Origin of the sequence: Kitasatospora indigofera (assembly GCF_014655955.1) — a bacterium.
Classification (GTDB): domain Bacteria; phylum Actinomycetota; class Actinomycetes; order Streptomycetales; family Streptomycetaceae; genus Kitasatospora; species Kitasatospora indigofera.
In genome coordinates this window covers 1-22163 of the sequence record NZ_BNBO01000091.1, presented here as the reverse complement: position 1 = coordinate 22163, position 22163 = coordinate 1, and the positions used below count along the sequence as shown (strand labels likewise).

Here is a 22163-nt window from a genome sequence, read left to right as displayed (position 1 = left end):
CGGCGGGTACAAGATCACCTCCAAGAGCAGCGGACTCTCCCTGACCACCGCCTCCACCTCCGACGGCGCCCTGGTCACCCAGCAGAACGACACCGGCACCGCCCAGCAGCGCTGGACCATCAACTGACCCTCCGCCCGCAAGAACGGGCCTGACCCATCCCGACCGACGGGGCCCCGCGGAAATCCACCGCGGGGCCCCTCCCCAATCCCCGCCGGGGGCCGCCGTGCTCGCAGAACCCGCCCACGGCAGCCCGGCGTCGACCCCGGGACCTCCGTCGGAGCCTGCCGCACTCCTCCACCGCCGGCCTGACTCGACGTGGCAGAGGGGTACGGACGGTTCCGGCGTCGTCGGACCGCACGACCGCACCCGCGATCATGCGCCGGACCACGTGGTCTTCCCCCTACTGATCCCGTGCGAGCGGGGCGTTCCGTTATCTCGCCGTGACCCTTCCGGTGGCCGTTCGATCTTCGTTCACAGGCCTCATTGAGGGAGATCAAAGGGGGCGAACCAGACAACCCGACCGGGACATCGCCAGAGGAGACCTTCCATGGACGCCATCGCCACCAGCCCGACCGAAGCGCTCATCGGCCCGCCGGACAGCAGGACGGGCTCCACCGGCACCCGCCCCCCGGAGCGCTGCGCGGACGCGCAACCCGGCCCGGGCGACACCGTCTGGGAACTCCCGCACAGTCCCGAGTCGGCCGGCGCCGCGCGACGCATCACCCGCGACACCCTCGGAGCATGGGGCATGGACGAGGGCGCCACCGACCAGGCGCTGATCGTCGTCTCCGAACTCGTCACCAACGCCGTCGAACACGCCCTTCCCCCGATCGCCCTCCACCTGGGCCGTGCCGCCCCGGGTGGGGCGCTGCACATCGAGGTCGACGACGGCGGACCCGCCGCGCAGGAGGGCGGCTGGACCGCCACTTGCCCGGCGGACGAGCACGGCCGGGGCGGCGCCATCGTCGCCGTGCTGGCCACCTCGCACGGCTGCCGTGCGGGAGAGCACGGCGTCACCTACTGGGCGGACCTGTGAACCGGCCGATCGCCGACACGGCCCGCAACCGCCTGCGGCTAGCGGCCCGGCGACTGGGCAACCCGTCCGCCCTGCCCGGCACCCCGGCGGGGACGGGCCGATCCACCACTGCCGGGACCCGTGCGGCGGCCTCCGTCCCCCACCCACTCCATTCCGACGGGCCCTCGGCAACGGGCCGTCCTCCGCACCCTCCAGGGAGCGCGCACATGAGCTCAGCCGACACCTCCTTCCTCCTGCGGCCCGCGGCCTACCTTCGCCGCCATCCGCACAGCCCGATCCCGGTGGAGGACGACCGCGAGGTCATGCGACGCTTCGCGGTCCGCCTGGGCCTGTCCGCCCCGGCGGTCTACCTCGACGACAACATCGCCACCAGGGAGCGGCAACCCCGACGGCCCCAGTTCGAGGCTCTCGTCCACGCCCTGATGGACGGCTCCCACCGCGTGGTGCTGATTCCGGGGCCATGGGTCTTCTCCGGCGACGAGTACCGCACCCGCCTGGCCCACCGGGTTCTCACGGCCGCCGGGTGCCTGCGTGTGATGACCCTGCCGACACCGCTCGCGACCGTGTGGCGCCGTCGGCTGATCACACCCGACGAGGACACCGGGCAGATGGCCGGCCGCGAGCGGCGACGGTGACAGCACTGGCCTGCCCGCACATCGTCCGTGCCGCAATGCCCGCCCCGTGGAGCATGTCCGAAAGTTCGTGCAAGTCCGTGATGTGGAAGTCTGGCTGGGGCTCGGTGTCCGCGCCCTGACCAGGCGGGACGGACGAGTGATGACGGACAAGATTGAACCGGTTGTTGCCCCGGCTGGGGACGCGCTGGTCGACGAGGTCGTCGAGCGGCTGACGGACCGCGCTGGCGCCTCCGGGGCGGCCCTGCTCGGCGACGGCGGGCTGCTCACCGAGACCACCAGGGCGGTGCCGGAACGCGCCCTGGAGGCGGAGATGGCCGAGCACCTGGGCTACGAGAAGTACGACCCGGCGGGCCGGGGCTCGGGCAACTCCCGCAACGGAACGTCACCCAAGACCGAGCTGACCGACGTCGGCGCGGTGACGGTGGCGGTGCCCCGGGACCGCAACGGGGACTTCGAGCCCCGTCTGGCCCCCCCCGGAGCGCCCGTCGGCCGGCAGGGTTCAACGAGCGGATCCTGTCCTTGTACGCGCGTGGGACGAGTCGGTGGACAGGTGTGTCCAGCGGCCTTCGCGGGGCCGTATCCGGCCTTGGGCCAGGCATCCTCAAGCACCTCGTGCCGAGAATCCGCTGCAATTGATTGGTGGAAGATGTTGACACTTGCGTGATACGGGGCCAGATGATCCACCTTGGAGCATCCCTCCGATCGGCCTCGCCCCGCAACACGTCCCCCGGCCCCCGCGCTCCCACCCGGACCTCTTCGGGCGAGCGGCCTGAGTGGCCGGGGCCCCGCCGTGTTGCCGTACCGCCTCTGGGGGCCGGCCATGAACGAAACCTCGAAGGCACTGAGTGCCGAATTCACCAAGGCCCTCACCGGACACACTCCCCTTCAGTCAGCTCTCAAAGTCGTGGACGACCAGACCGCCGCCATGCGCGGTAAGGGCCTCGACACGACCACTGGCTGACATCCGTTCCTCCTCCAGGCGCGCGTCCCGTCGGTGGGCCTGGCGACGGCTGGGCGAGTTCGCCGTGGTGCTGCGTGTTGCCCTCCAGCCGGGCGCCGGCTACGTCATCGCCTCATGCGGCAGCTCGTCCAGATCTGACCCGACGACGGTGTCGTCCTCGCCGCCTTCACCGGCAGTGGCCCGACCGTGGCCGTACTGCGCGAACGCCGGCGCCATGTGGGTATCGGCCTCGCCCCGCCTTCCCCGAGGTGGGACGCGAGAACCAAGGGTGCGTGGGTCGTGGGTCCGGCAGCTTCGCGGCGACGGCCGGGAGGGTGAAAGCCGCGCGGAGCACGGTGTGCTCAGCCCGGGGGGTGGGACGTCGCTGGGGGAGGGGGGACGACGCGGGTCCGCCGTCCCGTTCACCACCGGCGTCACCGTCCGCACCCACGGCCGGTACGGCCAGGGCACCTGCCACGGTGACGACATCAGCATCGACCGAGACGTCCCGACACCCCGTCGGGCTCCGCAGTTCCTTGGTGGCTGCGGGCGCTGAGGCCGGTTCAGGTGCCGTTGTGGTGGATTCGCTGTTCGGACCAGATGATCTTGCCGCTGGTGGTGTAGCGGGTGCCCCAGCGTTCACCGAGCTGGGCGACGAGGAACAGGCCGCGGCCGCCCTCGTCGGTGGCGGCGGCATGGCGCAGGTGCGGGCTGGTGCTGCTGCCGTCGGACACCTCGCAGATCAGTGAGCGGTCGCGGACCAGCCGGATTCCGATCGGGCCGGTGGCATGGCGGATGGCGTTGGTGATCAGTTCGCTGAGGATGAGTTCGGTCGAGAAGACAAGCTGCTCCAGATCCCACTGCCTCAGCTGCCGGACGGCCCTGGCACGGGCTTCGGCCACCGCCGCCGGCTCGGCGGGTACGTACCAGGCGGCGATGTCCTGAGGTGCCAGCACCTGGGTGCGGGCGACGAGGAGCGCGACATCGTCGGCCGGTTGCGGAGGAAGCAGGGCGTCGAGGACGGCCTGGCAGGTTTCCTGCGGAGTGCCGTGGGTGTCCGCGAGTGCGCCCCGCAGCTGGGAGAGGCCCACGTCGATGTCGTGGGTGCGGGTTTCGACGAGTCCGTCGGTGTAGAGGACCAGGAGGCTGCCCTGGGGCAGAACCAGTTCCGTGCTCTGGTGCGGCACGCCTCGCAGCCCCAGGGGCGGTCCGACCGGCGTCTCCGGGATGTGCACGGTGCCGTCAGGATGGACGAGCACGGCGGGGAGATGGCCCGCGCGGGCAACGACGCAGGTGCGGTCGGTGGGGTCGTAGACCGCGTAGAGGCAGGTGGCCCCGATGACGGCGGCGCTGCCCGCGGTGGCCTCCTGGTCCTGGTCGATACGGCTGACGAGGTCGTCCAGGTGGTTGAGGATCTCGTCGGGCGGCAGGTCGAGCGCGGAGAAGTTGTGGACGGCTGTGCGCAGGCGGCCCATGGTGGCTGCGGCGTTCAGGCCGTGGCCGACGACGTCTCCCACCACGAGGGCCACGCGGGCGCCGGGCAGCGGGATGACATCGAACCAGTCCCCGCCCACGCCCGCGTGCGCGGGCAGGTAGCGGGAGGCGGCATCGACGGCGCTCTGCTCGGGCAGGGCCTGTGGCAGCAGGCTGTGCTGCAGGGCGACGGCCATGGCCTGGTTGCCGGTGACGGCCGCGAGGATCTGCTCCTGACTGGTGTACTTCGTACTGAACACGCCGTTGTTGCGGCCCAGCCGCAGGACGGCGATCCGGTCGGAGACCGCGCGGATGTCGTCGAGGTTGTGGCTGATCAGGATCACGCCGTGGCCGTTCTCGCGCAGGTGCAGGACGAGTTCGAGAACGTGGGCGGCCTGTTCGACGCCGAGGGCCGCGGTGGGCTCGTCCAGGATCACCAGCTGCGGCCGGCCCAGCAGACAGCGGGCGATCGCCACGGCCTGGCGCTGGCCGCCGGAGAGCGAGGCGATGGGGATCCGGACGCTGGGGATGCGGATCGACAGTCTGTCGAGGAGCGTACGGGAACGCTTCTCCATTTCGAGCTCGTCGAGCAGCCCGAACCTGCGCAGTTCACGGCCGAGGAAGAGGTTGGCCACGACATCGAGGTTGTCGCACAGCGACAGGTCCTGGTGGACGGTGACGATCCCCAACGCCCGGGCGTCGCCGGGCCTGAGGATGCCGACGGTTCGACCCCGCCACGCGATCTCGCCCTCGTCTGCCGGTGATACGCCGGACAGTGCCTTGACCAGCGTCGACTTCCCGGCGCCGTTGTCCCCGACCAGGCCGACCACCTCGCCCGCGGAGACCTCCAGATCAACGTGTGTCAGGGCTTGCACCGTACCGAAGCGCTTGGAGATTCCCCGCACGGACAGCAACGGACCCTCAGCCATACGACCTCCTTGCGTGTTGTTCACAGTCTGTCGTGCGGACACGGCCTGGACACCGCCAACGCGCCCGTCGGCGTGGTCGCTCTCACCGGCCACGGCGACCCGAGCGCGGAGACGTGGACCGCGGGCACCCGTCGTGCCGGTGGGACGACCGAATGCCCTGGCGGACCCCGAACGGCGATCCGGCCGGTCCCGGCGGCATCGCAGCCGAGACCGACCGGAACCTCCCCGACGGCTTGCCTCCCGGCGTGGCGGCCCGTGCAGTGAGTCGTCGTCAGCCCGCCCTGAGGATGGGCTGATCATTCGGCTGTGGGACGGCGGGATTCCCTGCGAGGCGGCTGCGAGACGCCGACGCACTCGGTGAAGGTGACCGCATTGCCGCCGTGGAGGCGGTCGCGGTTGGTGTTCAGGGTCGGCCGTAGGCGCGCAGCAGCAGGGTGGTGGCTGTGCGGGGCCCGGTGCGGCGGGCTGCTTCGGCGAACTTCACCCGGTTGCCCGGGCGGGGGTGGTCCCCGGCCCGGGCAACCGGGGACCACCGGTGAGTGCGGGTCGTCGCCCGGGTGGCATGTGCTGCCGTTCGCCGCGTCGGCCCACAGCGGCAGGTCGACCTCGGGTCCTCGACGGCGATCAGCCGGGCGGTGCGCGGCACCGGACCGTCGTCCTTCATCGGGACGCCCCCGACCTTGCGCCCCTGACCTTGCGCCCCGGACGAGCGCCACCCCGGGCTGTGCCCGCGGACGTACGGGGTCGCCGAACCCGGCACGAGCACCGAACGATCTTCCGCCCCCGGGCGCCGCTCAGCGCTGGACGCGCCCACCGTCACTGTGGCTGCCGCGGCCGACAGCGCGCCGCCGTGGATAGAGGGAGAAGTGCACGACACCGGAGTGGGTCCCGGTGGTGAGCATGAAGCCGTGCATGCGGGCGGGGTTGTCGGCGACCCGGATCCGGGTGCCCGCGAAGGTCTCGTCACCGTTGAGCCGTCGCTGGGGGGTGAGCCTGCCGTCGGTGATGGCCAGGTCGTCGGCCCGCAGGACGGCCGCGGGCACGCCGTCGCGCGGTAGCGGGTCGAGGGTGAAGTTGTGGCCGGCCGTGATGAAGGTGTCGTCCTCCGTCTGGAGCAGCAGTCCGTAGCCGCATGTTTCGCCGTCGTGCTCGGTGTGGACGCGGGCCAGGAACTCGTGGGACCCGAGTGTGATCCGCTGCTCCTGGCCGGGAAGTGTCCGGAAGCCACGGAGCAGCCCCTGGGTCTGGGCGTGCAGGATCTCGCGCTCCAGGGCGCCGAGTTGGCGGTAGGTGCGGCGCAGGTCGTGGGTGTCGTTCTCGTGCAGGGAGTCGAAGCCGAACGGGGAGACGCCGATGGCGCCGTAGCTGCCGATCGCCAGGAAGCTGTGCGAGACACCGTTGGCGTCGGCGCGCATCTCGGGGACGAAGAAGGTGGTGTTGGTCTCCGCGTAGCCCTTGAACGGGATCTCGAAGTCGCCGAAGTAGACGTCAGGGGCGAGGAAGTCGATGGTGGGGGCGGCGAGCTTCCAGGCGGTACTGACGTGCGGGAGGGGGCCGCCGCTGGGGTAGATGCCGGGGGTCTGGCCGCCGGCCACGGCCGCGTCGGCGGTGTCGGACGGGCCCGAGGCGTCCGGGACGATGGAGTCGAGCCATGCGTTCACGAAGAGCGGCAGGGCGTGCCGGGCCCGGCCGGCTGCGGCGACGTGCTCGATGTATGCGGCGTAGTGCCAGGCCATGAAGAGCTCGGCGGTGCGGGTGGCGTCTCCCAGCAGCTCGCTCCAGGAGGGAACCGGCGCTCCGTCGGGGACCGTGATGTACGGTGAGCCGCCGTCTCGGAGGGCTTCCAGGAGGACGGGTGGGACCGGGCAGGTCCAGGCGGCCGAGGCGTCGGGACCGTGGGAGCGGGGCGCGCCGAGGAGTCCGACCTCGTTCTCCACCTGCACCATGACGACCGTGCCGGCGTCGCCGTCAACGGTCGCCAGGTGCTCCATGAGGGCTGCGAAGGCCGCGGCGTCCGCGTCGCGGTTGCTCGTGTCGAACGGGCTGAGGTTGTCCAGGACGTTTCCGGCTGCGTCCTGTTGCAGTGTGAACCGCTCGGGAGCCAGCTTGACCCAGGCGGGGACGTAGCTCGAGGAGCCGTTCTTCCAACTGCCGAACCAGAGCAGGACGAGCTTCAGGTCGTGCCGGCGTGCGTCGGCGAGCAGGGCGTCCACCAGGCCGAAGTCGAAATCGCCTTCCTGCGGCTCGACCAGCTCCCAGCTCACGGGTGCCAGGACGGTGTTGACACCGGAGTCGACGAAGCGCTGCCAGAGCGGCCGCAGGTGGTCGGGGCTGGAGGCGGAGGAGTTGTGGAGTTCGATGCCCCGGATCAGGTAGGGCTCGCCGTGGACGTGCAGCTGGCCGGTGGCGGGGTCCAGGTGGTGGTGCTTCAAGGAGGTCCGTGTCCGATCGGTGGAGGGCGGGGAGGGGCGGTCGGCGGGATGCGAGCCGCCCATCCCCACGGCTGTTGTCACTTGCCGAACTGCTGGGTGGCCTTGTCCAGGGCGGCGGTGTACGCGACGGAGGCGCTGGAGCCGTTGGTGGCCGCGTCCCGGATGGCCTGCTGGAAGACCGCGTTGATGGAGTCGGTGTCGGGGCCCTTCACGATGCGGGGCGCCTCCTTCGAGACGGCCGCCAGCGTCGAGGAGGCGGGCTGGTTGCCGAAGTAGGGCTGAGGTGCGGTGAACTCGCCTGCCTCGTACGCGCCGAGGGCTGAGGGGAAGAGGCCGTTCTTGGCGTATCCGGTCGCCTGGTTGGAGGCGTTGGTGAGCCAGATCGCTATTTCGGTGGCGAGCTTGGGGTCGGTCGGGCTCTTGGGGAGCATCAGCATCGAGCCGTCGGCGGCGGCGCGTCCGTCCGGGGTGGCGGTGGCCACCCGCCACTGGCCGGTCTGGTCCTCGGCCGCGGTCTGCAGGCCGGCGCCACCGACCCACGGCGGCTGGAGGAAGCCGATGATGCTGCCGCGGTTGAGGCCGGAGTTCCAGTCGTTGGAGAACGCCTGGACCTTGGCGCACAGGCTGTCGGACTGGAAGTCCATGGCGCGGTCGAAGGCGGTCCTGGCCAAGGGGTTGGCGAGGTCGGGAGTCAGGCCGTCACCTGAGGCGCGGTAGAAGCCGAAGCCCTTCGACCAGGTCTCGTAGTAGAACAGCTCGCCGGGGTCGTCACAGGTGAACTTGCCCTGGGCGGCGGTTTTCTGGGCGAGGGACTTGTAGCCCTCCCAGGTGGAGACCAGCTTGCCGACCGCCTCCGGGTCGGAGGGGAGTCCGGCCGCCTTGAAGGCCTCGGCGTTGTAGTAGAAGGCCAGCGGTCCGACGTCGATCGGGACGCCGAGCTGGGCGCCGGAGGGGGTCTTGCCCAGTTCGACCTTCCAGGGCAGGTAGGTGGCGGCGATCTCCGGGGTGAAGCCGCTGCCGGCCACGTCGGTGAACTTGGCGGCCGCGGGGGCGTAGCGGATCGGGTCGGCGGTGACGATCGAGGGCAGGTCCTGGCCGGTGCGCAGGGCGGCGGCCAGTTTGGTGTCGACGTCGGCGGTCTTGACGAAGTTGATCTTTGCCTCGGGGAACGCGGCCTGTGCCCCGTTCACCGCGCTGTCGGCCAGTGAGCCGGGCCGGTAGAGGACGGTGACCTGGCCGGGGGAGCCGCCCGGGCCGCCGCTGCAGGCGGTGAGGGTGGTGCTGAGCAGACCGGCGGTGAGCGCGGTGGCGAGCAGGTGTCCGGTGCGGTTCATGGTGTTCCTGTTCACGGAAGGGTGGTTGGGCGGGGCTGGTTGCCGCGCGGTCAGCCTTTGAGGGCGCCGTCGGAGGCGTTGAGCAGGACGGTTCGCCGGAGGATGAGGAAGAGCACAAGGAGCGGGAGGGTGGCGACGAGGGTGCCGGCCATGACGACGGAGTAGTCGGTGGGGCCGTAGCTGCCGGTCAGCTGCTGGAGTGCCACCGGGAGGGTGAAGTTCTCGGGGCGGTTCAGCACCAGCAGCGGCCACAGGTAGTCGTTCCAGGTCCACATGACCTGGAAGATCCCGAAGGCGACCAGGGCCGGCCGCATGCAGGGCAGGGCGACGCTCCAGAACGTGCGCAGGAACCCGGCCCCGTCCATTCGGGCGGCGTCGACCAGCTCGTCCGGGACGTTGGCCTCCGCGGCCTGGCGCATCCAGAAGACGCCGAAGGCGGTGACGGCGTTGGGGACGACCAGGGGCAGGAAGGTGTTGGTCCAGCCCAGTCCGGAGTAGATCTGGTAGCTCGGGACGATGGAGACGCCGGTCGGGATGATGAGGGTGACGAGCAGGGCGGAGAAGAGGGCGCCCCGGCCGGGGAAGCGCCGTTTGGCGAACACGTAGCCGGCCAGGGCCGCCAGGAGCAGTTGGAGTGCGGAGCTGCCGGCGGTGAGCACGACCGAGTTGGCGAAGGCGCGGACGAACTCGGAGCCGGCCGTGACCTTCTCGAAGTTGTCGAGGAAGTGGGTGCCGGGGAGCAGCCGGGGCGGGCCGGCGAGGATGTCCGAGGTGGAGTTGGTGGCGATCACCAGGAGCCAGTAGAAGGGGAAGGCGAAGACGAGGACGCCGAGGGCCAGTACGCCGTGGCCGGCGATACGGCCCGGCCGGAGATGGGCACGGACGCGGGGACGGGGGTGATCGGTCATGGTCAGCGCCCTCCGAAGGACTTGCGGAGCAGCCGGTTGTTGGCGAGGGCGAGCAGCACCAGGGCGGTGAAGATGACCCAGCCGATCACCGCCGCGAACCCGAGGTCGGGTTTGACGAGCTGGACGGTGCCGGAGCTGCCGATGCCTCCCAGGTACTCGTACTGGAGGAGCATCATGGTCAGGCCGCCGTTGTTCGGCCCGCCGCTCCCGCCGAAGAGCACCTGCGGCTCGGTGAAGATCTGCATGCCCGCGATGGCGCCGGTCAGCGTCACGAAGATCATCGTGGGGGCCAGCAGTGGCAGGGTGATGGAGCGGAAGACGCGTACCGGGCCCGCGCCGTCGAGCTGGGCGGCTTCGCCGAGCGAGCGGTCGATGGCGCTGATGCCGGCCATGAAGAGGATCAGGAAGTAGCCGAAGCCCCGCCAGATCACCATCATCGCGATGACGGCCCTCATCTTCCAGGGGTCGGTCAGCCAGTCCTGGGCGGGCAGGCCGAGTGTGTCCAGGATGTTGTTGACGAAGCCGTACTTGTCGGCGAAGAGCGATTGGAAGACGATCGTCACCGCGACGACGGAGGTGACCTGCGGGAGGAAGAATGCGGTCTGGTAGAGGGCCCGGAACTTCAGCCGGGCCTGCGAGAGGATCACGGCGGCGAGCAGTGCGCCGACCACCACGGGGATCTGGCCCAGCAGGAAGATGAGCGCCGTGTTGCCGGCCGCGGTGAGAACGTCCGGGGTGTGGAACAGTCGTGTCCACTGGTCAAGGCCGACGGACTCCGGCTCGCCGATCCCGTCCCAGCTCTGTGTGCTGAGGTAGAGGGCGTAGAGCAGGGGGACGAGACCGAAGGCCGCGAACAGCAGGAAGAACGGCGCGACCGATGCGTAGTCCCGCCAGTGCGAGCGCAGGATGCCGGGCGAGCCGGGTTTCGATGGGGACATCTGACGGTTCCTTACCACTTCGGAATTGGTTCGCGGACCTGGTCCGTGAACGTTCACCAATACGGGTGTGGCTGGTCGGGGCCGTGCACGCGGTGCCGTGGGGGACCGCGTGCACGGCCGGACGGTCGGGACGGTCGAGGTGTTCGCCCGGGTGAGCGGGGGCGGGAACCTGCCTGACGGGTGGATCGGGTGACGCGGGTCAGCGTCCGCCGTGGCGGTGCTCCACCGGGGTGGCGGTCAGCCGAGCGCGTCGATCGCCGCGCGCAGCCGCTCGGTCGCACCGGCGAGCTCGTCCGCCGTCCGCGCGGTCTCCAGGAGGGCTTGCGCGACCCCGGCCTCGGCGGACAGCCGTTCGAGATCGGCGCGCGGGTGGCGGCCGGACTCCTCCCCCACGGCCGCCCGGTCCAGCCTGATGCCGGCCTCGGCGAGGGTGACTTCGAGCGGTGTCCGGTCGGGGGCGTACGCGATCCCGATCCGCTGCATGCCGTCGAGCACCGAGGCGTTCTGCATGAACAGCCGCCAGACGAGGCCGCTGCGGTTGTTCTCGATCGCCAGCAGCGCGATGCCCTTGTCCAGGGCGAACTCGTGGTCCGAGTACCAGACGGGCTCCGCGTCGAGGTTCACCGCGTTGACGAAGCCGTAGGTCGTCCATGCCCGCGGGTGGTTGTAGTAGAAGTTGTCCAGCACACGGGTGGCGTACTCGGGGTCGATCGCGACGGAGCCGGCGGCGCCGTCGGGCGAGAGGGTTCCGTCGTTGTGGTGCTGCTGGTTGTCGCGACCCGACGGCGGTGCACCGAGCGAGGAGCTGTAGTTCCCCGACGGGGTGTCGCTGGCGGTCATGCCCCAGGCGTCCGGCCCGAAGGTGCGGAACGTCGCGGCCGCGTCGGCCGCGTACGCCCGGTTCGTCCTCGTGGCGAGCTGGGCGTTGCGCCACCAGTCGACGCCCTGGCGGTCGCTGGAGTTGCGGAAGTCGGCGAGGTTCTCCGCGAACTGGTAGGTGAACAGCGAACCGAACCAGGTGTTCACGAAGGCCGGGTACTCCCCGTACGCGCCGACGTGCCGCTCGAAGGCGTAGAACATCCCCGGATCGACCGGGTGGGTCGGCGAGCCCGCGCCGAGCACGTACATCAGCTTGGCCTCGGACGACCAGTCCCACTCGTACTTGAACTCGCGCGTGGTGTCGAAGTAGCTCATGTGGAAGCGGTTCCTCTCCGGGATCCGGAAGAACTCCCAGTCCACCCGCCCGCAGATCTCCGCCGCCCGCCGCTTGACCTCACCGCCGAAGTACTCGCCGGCCAACAGCACGCCGTTGAGCAGGAGTTGGGTGTCGATCAGGCCGACCTCGCTGCGGCCCGCGGTGTCCGGCGGCGGCCAGGTCCAGACCTCGCCGTCGGCGCGGTCGTAGTAGTGGTAGAAGACGCCCCGCACGTGCGGCAGTCCGAGCAGCGTCTCAAGGGTGCCGAGCGCCCGCTCCCGGGCGGCGTCCTGCGAGACCCAGCCGCGCTCGGCGCCGATCGCCAGTGCGGCCAGGCCGAAGCCCGTGCCGGAGACACTGGTGGCGCCGCGCACCTTGCCCGAGCTCTCCGCGATCAGGCCGTACGCCCCGCTGCTCCGGTCGGTGTTGGCGAGCTGCCAGAAGTAGTCGAAGCTCTTCCGTGCCTCCAGGGCCAGCACGGTCTCGTCCCGGGTGATCCGGCCCCGCACCCGCAGGCCCGCGACCTCGGCGGCCGGTCCGTCCGGCAGCGCGGGGACGGTCACCCGGACGAAGCGCACGTTCTCCGCGCGCAGCCGCTTCTCCGTGCCCGCGCCCGAGGTCGCACCGCGCACCCGCACGGCCGGGACCCAGGTGACGTCGTCCGAGGAGACCTCGATGGTGAAGCCGCCGACGCGTCTCGGATCCCGCCAGTCGATCTGGACGCGGTCGGTCGCCGCCGGCCCGGCCAGCTCGACCTTCCACCACCGCAGCCCGGCCGTGCCGCCGCCGCGCACCTCCCGTCCCGCCGCGAGGTCGGTGGGGCCCGAGCGGGTACCGAGGATCTTGAAGTGCTCGATGCCCGAGCGGTAGCCGTCGTCGGTGGACGGGATCAGCACCCGGACGAACCGGACCCTGCGCGCGGACACCCGGTTGCGGTCGACCCCCTGGGCCCGGGCGGTCAGCACCGGGACCCAGCGTTCGTTGTCGGCCGAGACCTCCACCTGGTAGGGCTTGCTGCGGCCGAAGCCGCTCCAGGTGATCTCGACCGCGCCGAGGTCGAAGAGCTCGCGCAGGTCGACCTTGTAGACGTACGGGGTGCCGTGGCCGCGGAACTCGAAGGAGGTCGACGCCCGGCCGTCGTTGCCGTTGCCGCGCTCGGCGTACGCCGTACCGTCGTTGGTGTGGACCGCCCGGCCGAGCGCGACGTTGCCGCCGGCCGGGTCGCCGCCGCTCGGGACACCCAGCAGTTCGCACGTGCGCAGGCCGGCCCACCAGCCGCCCGCACCGAGGAAGTTGACCCGGACGTGGCGCGCGCCGGTTGCGGAGACGGCGTCCGTGCAGGGCTGTCCGGGCGCCGTGTTCGCGGACCTGTCCACGATCGGGGACCAGGTGATGCCGTCGGCGGACGCCTCCACCGTGTAGCGGTAGGCGGCGTCCGGGTTCTCCCAGCGGAGCCGCACGGTGTTCAGGTCGTACGGTGCGCCGAGGTCGACCCGCCACCAGTGCGTCCCGCCGTCGGCGGCGACCCAGAGGGTGTCCGGCGAACCGTCGTTGGCAGCCTCCGGCCGGAAGCCGGAGGAGGCGGTGGCCGGCTTTCCCAGCGCGGCATCGGTGCCCGGCGAGTAGACCCCGAACACCTTGAACTCGGTGAAGGCGGCACGGTGCCCGCTGTCCACACCGATCATCCTCAGCCGGACGTACCTGACGTCCTGTTCGGCGAACGCAGCCCTCTGGACCCTCCCCGGGCCGGAGCCGGCCGTCCGGTCCGCCACGGTCTTCCAGGTCACCATGTCGCTCGACACCTCGACCGCGTACCGGTAGCGGACACCGTCCTCCGCCCACGTCACCTCGGCCCCGGAGACGGCGCACTGCGCCGCCAGGTCAACGCGCCAGTACAGGCCTTCGGCGTGCCAGGCGGTGCCGTTGCGCCCGTCGACGGCGTCCGCGGCCCGGTGGCCGGTGGACGCGAAGGCGATCTTCGCCAGTGCGAGGTCGGTGCCGGGGCGCTGCTCGCCGTAGGCCTGGAAGTCGCAGAACCCTGGCGGGGCGCCGTCGCCCGGCGGCTCGACGGTGACGCGGACGAACCTGACGTTCTCGGCGTCGAACGACTCCTGCCGGACCAGGGGGGCGTCCGTCGGCTCCACCCGGTCGACGACGGTGCGCCAGGTGGCGTCGTCCGCCGAGACCTCGATCCGGTACGCCCTGCGGACGGCCTCGGCGCCCCAGACGATCCTGGTGCCGGAGAGGTCGAACCAGCCTTGCAGGTCGGCCTTCCACCAGGCGGCGGACCCGGGGTCCGCGGCGGACCAGCGACTGGCCCGGTGGCCGTCGTTCCCGTTGAACGGGGTGCCCGTCTCCGCCGCGAAGCTGCTCGCGGTGGCCGGCTTCCCGGCGGCCACGTCGGGAAGGGGGCGGGAGCCGACCTTGATGTTCGGCGTGTAGGCGTAGTAGGGGGCCGGGCCGGTCGGTGCGGGCGCCTGGGGGGACGTCGGAAGGAGTGCGGCCGCGGCCGTCGGAGCGGAGCCGAAGCCGAAGCCGACGGCCGAGGCTACGACCAGGGTGCTGCCGCCGCGCAGGAGGCTGCGCCGCGACAACGGGCTGTGGGGGAGCGGAGTATTCAAGATCATCCTCCGGATGTCACGACCGAGTGCCGTCTCGCCCTGGAGACTTCGTGAACGTTCACGATCGGTTGTTCCGGGACTGTAAGCCCGGTATTTCAGGGGTGTCAAGATGCTGCTCGACGGCTGGTGCACGGAGTTTCGGCCGCCGAAGCGGCGAGGACCGGGTCCCCGGCGGCGGCCCCGGGAGATCCTGTCGAGGCGCGCGCCGCCCGGCGGCCGCGGCCTGCTCCGGGTACGGAGCGCCGCCCTCGGGGGTCGTCCGGCGGCGGGCGGTCGGGCCCCTTCGCGACCGACTGCGACGAGAGCCCGTCATGTCCTCGCGCGATGCGCCGGCTTCCGGCGGACGTCAGCGACGGGACGCGTCCGCGGCAGGGCCGGCGGCCCGAGACGCTCGTGTAGCCTGAGTGCGTGCCGAAGCGGGGAGAGACGAAACGCGCCGGAATCATCGAGGTCGCGGAGCTCGCTGGCGTCTCGCGCCAGACCGTCACCCGGGCCATGAACGACATGCCGGGCATCAGCGCCCAGACCAAGCGGCGGGTGCTCGAAGCGGCCGAACAACTCCGCTACCGGCCCTCCCGGTTCGGCCGTGAACTGGTCCAGCAGTCCGCCCGGTCGCTGGGGCTGATCGTCTCCGACCTGGCCAATCCGTACTTCTCCGAACTCGCCTCGGAGTTCGCCAAGATCGCGGCAGCCAACCAGTGGGCGTTGGTCATCATCGAGAAGCACCCGGGCCCCGACACCGGGTGGGAGCAACTGCGGACCCTGGTCGGCCAGGTGGACGCGGCCATCGCCTACACCGACCTGGCCCCCCACGACATCGACCGCATCTTCGGCAGCCTCCCCCTGGTCCTGCTCGACGCCGCCGAACGGACGCTCAACGCCCTCTCGCCCTCCCGGCCGCGCAGCGCCGTCAACATCGATCTCGCGCCAGGGCTGGCGGCCGTCCTCGATCACCTGGTGGGCTCCGGCCGGTCGCGGATCGCGCTGGTCGACATCCGCTACCCCACCGACGAGTCGGTGCGCCGCGAGACCTTCGCACGGTTGGTCCGGGACCGGGGCCGGGAGCCGGTCGTGATCGAGGTCGAGGCGGGCGACGACGACCTCCTCGTGGGCCGCCGGGCCGTGCAGATCGCCTTCGACGCACCGCATCCCCCTGACGCGATCATCGCTTTCAACGACATGTCGGCCTTCGGTGTCCTCAAGGAGCTCCGGGTCCGCGACTTGGCCGTCCCGGAGGCCTGTGCCGTGGTGGGGATCGACGGGCTGAAGATCGGTGTTTTCGTCGAACCCGAGCTGACCACCCTGCGCCTGGACTTCGCCGCATTCGCGCAGCTGGCCTTCGACGAGGTGGTGAACATGTGTGCGACGGCGCCCGGTGCCCCGCAGCCGCCGATCCGCAGGCACGTCTCGCACGAGCTGGTGGTTCGCCAGTCCGGTTGACCGACCACGACCACCTTCGCCCACCCCGGCCGAGCGGGTCGTGCTCCGAGGGTGAGAGACCGGGCCGCGCCGCCCGAGCGTTGACTGCACCCCGCGGGTGACCGCAGCGCGCCGCACCTGAATCCGGCAGGCCCAACGGCCTCCCGGTCGCCCTCCCGCGTTGCCGGTCCGGTGCCGACGGCCTGGGCCCGGTGCACGAAGGCGGAGAACGTCCGCCGGTACTTCGAGCCGTCCGCCGGGGTGATCAGCTCCCCGGCTCCCGGTGGTGCCCGGTGCCGATGCCGGGTCGAGGTGCGGCGGGTGAACACGACGAGAGCCGTCGGTTCGCACTGCCGCACCGGCAGTTCGGCTGCGGCTCCTGCGCCGTTCCGGCGGGTGACCGCCCGGTGGCCGAGGTCGCTGGTGGTGCCGAACGAGCGCGGTGACCGGTCGGAACGCGATGCCCTGGGCGATCCGGAGGACGTGGGGACGGGCGGTGGGGAACGACGCCTGCGGGACGGCCAAGAGCATCCGTGACGGCCGGGCCGTGGCGGACGCCGCGTGCGGACGGGGCCTCGCCTGACGCCCCACCCGCAGAACACCGAGAGCCGCCGGGCCCGGGCCCCGCGATGTCCTCCATGTTGGATCGGCCGGACTGCAGTTGCCCCGCGCCAGTATTCAAACAGAAACCAACACGCCCCTGCAGGGTACTGGACAGGCTGGGCATGGTTCGCATTCGTCCGGCGAAGTGGCTGGTGGTTCCCTGGCGCAGAGGGCTCGTCACGGGCCGGTCTCGAACCGTATCGGGCCTGCCCGGGCTCTTGACTGACGTGTGAACGGCGCGTTTCCTTAGTGCCAGCGCGTTGGAACCAGTTGATATTCAAGTGCCTATGTGGGGCTTTTTGTTTTATTGGCTGGTCCGGCGCCGACACCGTCCCAAGGAGCCCCCATGCACCGATCCCGAAGTCGGCCCACCGCCGCGCTGGTTCTTGAGCCGGCCGCCGTCATCCTGACCGCCTGTCCCGTCGGACGGGAGCCGGGACTGTCCGGCTCGGGCCCGGTGGCCAAGACCGGGGGGACGATCCCGATCAGCTACGTGCCTGAGCGGGGCCACCAGGACCGCTTCGTCGGCGAGGCCGCGGGCGCCGGAGCCGACGAGCCGGGGGCCGACCGCAAGGTCGTGAACCTCGGCAACGACGCCGACCGGGAACCCGGCGAGGTCCGGTCCGCCGTCGTCCGAGTCCTCGGGAGCGACGGCCGCACCGCTCGTCAACGGCCATGACCTGGGCGCCCTCGCGGTGACGACAGGCTCAAGGAGGGCGAAGCCTTCCCGAGGCAGGCCTTCACCAGGACGACCATGGTCGACCCCGCTGGTCCGCCGACGTCAGCCGCAGCGCGTGCGTCATCACCGCGCCGCCTTCCCGGAGCCCACGAGCGCGGGCCGACCCCGGCGTTTCCCCGCGAGCAGGGTCGCGCCGTCCCCCACCGCGCCGCACACAGGAACCCGGTGGGCGCGACCGGGGCGGCTGCGAACACCTCGACCCGCGTCAAGCGCCCGGGGCAGGGCGTTCACCGGCCCACACCGCGGACGGCCCCTCCCGGCATCCCGGAGTTCCCCAGCGGTCCCGGTCCGCGACCCACCGTGCCAATGCCTTCGCATCGCGGCCGGCTGAGCCCGACAAGGACGCAAGGCCCCGCATCGCCGAAGCCGCGTACAACACCGAGGCCGGGACACCCGCCCGGCCCTGCCCCGGACCCGCCGCCGCCGGTACCACCGACCCCGACCACGCCACCCTGCCGTTCCGTCCCACCCCCAAGGGCCGCGCCCCGGCACAACGGCCCGCAGCACCGACTTCCGGCAGCCACACCGCCGGGACCCCCCCACCCACGCACCACAGGAGAAGCAATGCGCAGAACCGGTCACAGGGCGATCCCCGCCCTGCTGGTCAGCGCGGCCATGGCACTCGGCGGACTCGCCGGCACCATGCCCGCCCAGGCCACGCCGACCGCCGCCCCCGCGGCGACCCCCACCCCCCACACCGTCACCTACGACAACTACTCCCTGAAGATCGACGACAAGCCCACCTACATCTGGGGCGGCGAGTTCCACTACTTCCGCCAGCCCAGCCCCGACCTGTGGCGGGACACCCTGCAGAAGATGAAGTCCGGCGGGTTCAACACGGTCTCCCTCTACTTCGACTGGGCCTACCACTCCCCGAAGAAGGGCGTCTACGACTTCACCGGGGTCCGCGACGTCGACAAGCTCCTCGACATCGCCAACGAGGTCGGCATCTACGTCATCGCCCGGCCCGGCCCCTACATCCAGGCCGAGGTCGACGGCGGCGGCTACCCGGCCTGGCTGAACGTCACGCCCGGGCACGAGAAGTCCCTGGACCCGGACCACATCGCCAACGTCGACGAGTGGTTCGACCACATCAACCCCATCCTGGCCCGCCACCAGCTCACCAACGGCACCGGCTCGGTCATCGCCTACCAGGTCGAGAACGAGTTCTACAACTACGGTGACGCGGACCGCGCCTACGTGGCCCACATCCGGGACAAGGCCCGTGCGGACGGGATCACCGTGCCGACCACGGGCAACCACATCTACTTCGGCGCGCACCCCGCCGACTTCAAGTCCTACAACGAGGGCGCCGGGGCACTCGACATCGACGGAATCGACAAGTACCCCCTGGGATTCAACTGCACCGACCCGGCCTGGTCGCCGGTCCAGACCGACCTCGAAGGCTTCCACCGGCCGGGCAAGCCGCTGTTCATCCCCGAGTTCCAGGGCGGCTCCATCAACTACTGGGGCGGCTCGGACGGCGACAAGTGCCGCGAGAAGCTGAACAGCGAGTTCGCCTCGGTGTTCTACAAGAACAACATCGCCGCCGGCGCGACGATGCAGAGCTTCTACATGACCTACGGCGGCACCAACTGGGGCCGGCAGGCCATGAGCGGCACCTACACCTCGTACGACTACGGCGCGCCGATCACCGAATCCCGGCAGCTCACCGACAGGTACCAGCAGGACAAGCTGATCGGCTACTTCCTGCAGAGCGTCACCCCCATCACCAGGACCGACAAGGTGACGGCCCCCGCGCTCACCAACCCGGCCGCGATCACCGACACCGCCCGCCGCAACCCCGACACGGGCACCCAGTTCCACACCCTGCGGCACAACGACTCCACGTCCACCAGCACGGACTCCACCGGCATCGCGCTGACCGTCGGAGGCAACCACTCCGGCTACACCTTCGACGACACCGCCACCCAGCTCCAGTACACCGGCACCTGGACGCACGCCGACCAGAGCGCCGGCTACACCGCCGGCGAGTACCAGCGCACCGAGTCCTGGTCCAACGTCGCCGGGAACAGCATCACCGTCCCGTTCACCGGTACCGGCGTCCGCTGGATCGGCTCCAAGGCCGCCAACCACGCCCTCGCCGACGTGTACATCGACGACGCGAAGGTCGACACCGTCGACAGCTACGGCTCCGGCGCCGAGGTCAAGGACCAGGTCCTCTTCAGCAAGGACGGCCTGGCAGCCGGCAACCACACGTTGAAGATCGTCGTCACCGCGGGGAAGAATCCCGCCGCGCCCGCCTACGCCAAGTACGTCTCCGTCGACGCGATCGACGTCGTCGACACCACCAAGACCCGCACCTACCCGAGCGTCCCGCAGAAGGCGGGCACCGCCGTCACCGTCGCCGGCCGCGACTCCAAGATCCTCGTCGCCGACTACAAGCTCGGCGCCACCCAGCTCCAGTACTCCACCTCGGAGATCCTCACCCACGCCCAGATCGGCGACCGCGACGTCGCCGTCCTCTACGGCCGAGGCGGCCAGGCCGGCGAAACCGTCCTCAACTACGCCCAGCAGCCCACCGTGCAGGTCCTGGCCGGTGCCGTCGACCAGACCTGGGACCCGGCCACCGGCGACCTGCGCCTCAACTACACCCACAGCGGCCTCGCCCGCGTCCTCATCGGCGGACCCGGCAGCACCCGGCCCCTCCTGCTCCTGCTCGGCGACGACCAGAACGCCAAGAAGTTCTGGCGCACCGACACCACCAACGGTCCCGTCCTCCTCCACGGCAGCGACCTGCTGCGCACCGCGACGGCATCCTCCGGCCGTCTCGACCTGACCGGCGACAGCTCCGCCCAGCAGTCCGTCGAGGTGTTCGCCAAGGGGAACGACCCGATCACCTGGAACGGTGCGGCGCTGGCCACCGTGCCCGGCATCGGCGGCTCCGCCGCCGGCAACCTGGCCGGCCCCGCCCCGGTCTCCCTGCCCGCCCTCACCACCTGGAAGCACGCCGCGGAGTCCCCCGAGGCGCAGCCCGGCTTCGACGACTCCTCCTGGAAGGTCGCCGACAGGACCAGCTCCAACAGCATCACCAAGCCCGGTACGCTGCCGGTGCTGTTCGCCGACGACTACGGCTACCACTACGGCGACGTCTGGTACCGCGGCCACTTCCAGGCCGTCACCGAGGCCACCGGTGTCAACCTGTCCGCGATCACCGGCGGCTCCGGCATCTACTCGGTGTGGGTGAACGGCACCTTCATCGGTACCAGCAACGACGGCACCGGCCACAACTTCCCGTTCCCGGCCGGGGTTCTGAAGCCCGGCGCCGACAACGAGGTCTCGGTCCTCGTGGCGAACATGGGCCACGACTACAACCCGGGCACGAACGACGCGAACAAGGCGGCCCGCGGCCTGACCGGAGCGTTCCTCACCGGCGCTCCCCTGTCGGTGATCACCTGGCGGATCCAGGGCGCCCGCGGCGGGGAGGACCTCGTCGACACCGCGCGCGGTCCGATGAACACCGGCGGCCTGTACGGCGAGCGGTCCGGCTGGACCCTGCCCGACTTCCCCGACAGCTCCTGGACCGGTACCACCCTGGCCACCCGCGACAACACCCCCGGCGTGTCCTGGTACCGCACCAAGGCCACGCTCAACGTGCCCGCCGGGCAGGACACCTCGATCGGCCTGAAGATCGCCGACGACCCGAACCGCAAGTACCGGGCCCTGATCTACGTCAACGGCTGGCTGCTCGGCACCTACATCAACAACGTCGGCCCGCAGCACGTCTTCCCGCTCCCCAACGGCATCCTCGACCCCCGCGGCGACAACAGCATCGCCATCGCCCTGTGGAACGAGGGCGCCACCAACGGTGGCCTCGGCACCGTGACCCTGGAGAACCTCGGCACCACCGCCTCCTCGCTGAACCCCGCCCCGGTCACCGGACCCGGCTACAACGCCGCCACCTACGCCGGGCCCACCGCCCACAACGCCGCGCTCACCCTGAGCGCGCCCGACAACGCCAACCCCGCGGGCACCTACCCCGTCTCCGCGGCCTTCACCGTCCCCGGCGGACAGCAGAACGCCACGGGTGTCGGCCTCGCCCTCAACCTGCCCACCGGCTGGACCGCCCAGCCCACCGGACCCACCACCGCGGCCACCGTCGCCGCCGGCTCCTCCTTCACCGCCACCTGGAACGTCACCGCCCCGAGCGGCACGCTCCCCGTCATCTCCCCCCTCACCACCACCGCCACGTACACCCAGCAGAACACCGACCAGCAGCTCACCGACACCCGGACGGTCCGCCGCCTGACCACCCCGACCACCACCACCGACGTCAGCAAGCTCCCGTTCCTGGGCTCCACCAACGGCTGGAACGGAGGGGTGAAGCTCGACAGGAGCAACGACAACAAACCCATCAGGATCGCCGGTACGACCTACGCCGTGGGCATCGGCTCCAACGCCGGCAGCAGCGTCATCCTGTACCTGGGCGGCCACTGCAACCGCTTCACCGCCACCGTCGGCGTCGACGACGAGGTCGGCAACTACGGCTCGGTGACCTACACCGTCCGCGCCGACGGAACCACCCTCACCACCACCCCGGTCCTGCGCGGCAGCGACCCGGCCGGCACCACCATCGACATCGCCGTTCCCGCCGGCACCACCGTCCTTGAGATCGCCGCCGGCGACGGAGGCGACGGCGGTGGCAGCGACCACGCCGACTGGGCCAACCCCAAGGTGTACTGCTCCTGACGCCTGAAGAGCGCGACCGCCGGCCGGGAGACGAGAGCCCTCCCGGCCGGCGGTTGTGTCCCCGTCCCTCCCGCACCGTCCGTCGGTGGTGCGGTCACGGCGTTGCGGCACCGCAGCCCTCGTAGGGGGCCGAAGACAACCTTCCCCGGGTGCGCCGAAAAATCTGTGCTGGCGGGAGTAGACATTGCGCGGTGTCGTGGTTAGTGTTTCTCTCGTAGACGCGGTCCAACGGTGCTCGCCAGACACGAAC

12 protein-coding genes and 3 pseudogenes are annotated in these 22163 nt (G+C 71.0%); 8 read left to right on the top strand and 7 right to left on the bottom strand.

Annotated elements, in window-relative coordinates:
* Positions 1-13 precede the first annotated feature (13 nt).
* The 5 genes and pseudogenes from IE329_RS38415 (at position 14) to IE329_RS38395 (ending at position 2633) form a co-directional block, all read left to right on the top strand.
* On the top strand, positions 14-127 hold the full coding sequence (locus IE329_RS38415; protein ID WP_268257387.1) for a hypothetical protein: 114 nt from the start codon (positions 14-16) through the stop codon (positions 125-127).
* 421 nt (positions 128-548) lie between these two features.
* Positions 549-1037 (top strand): ATP-binding protein, encoded by a 489-nt coding sequence (locus IE329_RS38410; RefSeq protein ID WP_190215716.1) that lies wholly within the window; start codon positions 549-551, stop codon positions 1035-1037.
* A gap of 206 nt (positions 1038-1243) precedes the next feature.
* The gene (locus IE329_RS38405) at positions 1244-1672 is read left to right on the top strand and encodes a hypothetical protein (RefSeq protein ID WP_190215715.1); all 429 of its coding nucleotides are present in this window, start codon (positions 1244-1246) and stop codon (positions 1670-1672) included.
* A gap of 139 nt (positions 1673-1811) precedes the next feature.
* Positions 1812-2212 (top strand): annotated as a pseudogene (locus IE329_RS38400) (transposase); the annotation flags it as partial.
* 280 nt (positions 2213-2492) lie between these two features.
* A complete protein-coding gene (locus tag IE329_RS38395) occupies positions 2493-2633 on the top strand; it encodes a hypothetical protein (RefSeq protein WP_190215714.1) in 141 nt (46 codons plus the stop codon).
* Between the two features lie 542 nt (positions 2634-3175).
* On the opposite strand, the pseudogene IE329_RS41295 reads toward IE329_RS38395, so the two are convergent.
* The 7 genes and pseudogenes from IE329_RS41295 to IE329_RS38365 form a co-directional block, all read right to left on the bottom strand.
* Positions 3176-4297, bottom strand: a pseudogene (locus IE329_RS41295) (SpoIIE family protein phosphatase); the annotation flags it as partial.
* A 213-nt stretch (positions 4298-4510) separates the two neighbouring features.
* A pseudogene (locus IE329_RS41290) lies at positions 4511-5014 on the bottom strand (ATP-binding cassette domain-containing protein); the annotation flags it as partial.
* 794 nt (positions 5015-5808) lie between these two features.
* Positions 5809-7446 carry a DUF5597 domain-containing protein gene (locus IE329_RS38385; RefSeq protein WP_190215712.1) on the bottom strand — a complete coding sequence of 546 codons (1638 nt, stop codon included), beginning with the start codon at positions 7444-7446 and terminating at the stop codon, positions 5809-5811.
* A gap of 77 nt (positions 7447-7523) precedes the next feature.
* Positions 7524-8780, bottom strand: coding sequence for an ABC transporter substrate-binding protein (locus IE329_RS38380; RefSeq protein WP_190215711.1), 1257 nt, complete (start codon positions 8778-8780; stop codon positions 7524-7526).
* A gap of 50 nt (positions 8781-8830) precedes the next feature.
* A complete protein-coding gene (locus tag IE329_RS38375; RefSeq protein WP_190215710.1) occupies positions 8831-9688 on the bottom strand; it encodes a carbohydrate ABC transporter permease in 858 nt (285 codons plus the stop codon).
* Positions 9689-9690: 2 nt separating this feature from the next.
* Complete coding sequence (locus IE329_RS38370; protein ID WP_190215709.1) at positions 9691-10626, bottom strand: carbohydrate ABC transporter permease; 936 nt, start codon at positions 10624-10626, stop codon at positions 9691-9693.
* Between the two features lie 237 nt (positions 10627-10863).
* Positions 10864-14448: a discoidin domain-containing protein gene (locus tag IE329_RS38365; protein WP_190215708.1), complete on the bottom strand. Its 3585-nt coding sequence runs from the start codon at positions 14446-14448 to the stop codon at positions 10864-10866.
* Between the two features lie 402 nt (positions 14449-14850).
* Between IE329_RS38365 and IE329_RS38360 the strand changes: the two genes are divergently transcribed.
* From IE329_RS38360 to IE329_RS38350, 3 genes are all read left to right on the top strand, one after another.
* Complete coding sequence (locus tag IE329_RS38360; protein WP_190215707.1) at positions 14851-15882, top strand: LacI family DNA-binding transcriptional regulator; 1032 nt, start codon at positions 14851-14853, stop codon at positions 15880-15882.
* 928 nt (positions 15883-16810) lie between these two features.
* Positions 16811-17143: a hypothetical protein gene (locus tag IE329_RS38355; protein ID WP_190215706.1), complete on the top strand. Its 333-nt coding sequence runs from the start codon at positions 16811-16813 to the stop codon at positions 17141-17143.
* A gap of 624 nt (positions 17144-17767) precedes the next feature.
* The gene (locus tag IE329_RS38350; protein WP_190215705.1) at positions 17768-21913 is read left to right on the top strand and encodes a beta-galactosidase; all 4146 of its coding nucleotides are present in this window, start codon (positions 17768-17770) and stop codon (positions 21911-21913) included.
* Positions 21914-22163 lie beyond the last annotated feature (250 nt).

Coding starts and splice junctions, on each gene's coding strand:
- IE329_RS38410 (WP_190215716.1), top strand. CDS start 549: ATGGACGCCATCGCCACCAGCCCGACCGAAGCGCTCATCGGCCCGCCG.
- IE329_RS38405 (WP_190215715.1), top strand. CDS start 1,244: ATGAGCTCAGCCGACACCTCCTTCCTCCTGCGGCCCGCGGCCTACCTT.
- IE329_RS38395 (WP_190215714.1), top strand. CDS start 2,493: ATGAACGAAACCTCGAAGGCACTGAGTGCCGAATTCACCAAGGCCCTC.
- IE329_RS38380 (WP_190215711.1), bottom strand. CDS start 8,780: ATGAACCGCACCGGACACCTGCTCGCCACCGCGCTCACCGCCGGTCTG.
- IE329_RS38375 (WP_190215710.1), bottom strand. CDS start 9,688: ATGACCGATCACCCCCGTCCCCGCGTCCGTGCCCATCTCCGGCCGGGC.
- IE329_RS38370 (WP_190215709.1), bottom strand. CDS start 10,626: ATGTCCCCATCGAAACCCGGCTCGCCCGGCATCCTGCGCTCGCACTGG.
- IE329_RS38365 (WP_190215708.1), bottom strand. CDS start 14,448: ATGATCTTGAATACTCCGCTCCCCCACAGCCCGTTGTCGCGGCGCAGC.
- IE329_RS38355 (WP_190215706.1), top strand. CDS start 16,811: ATGCACCGATCCCGAAGTCGGCCCACCGCCGCGCTGGTTCTTGAGCCG.
- IE329_RS38350 (WP_190215705.1), top strand. CDS start 17,768: ATGCGCAGAACCGGTCACAGGGCGATCCCCGCCCTGCTGGTCAGCGCG.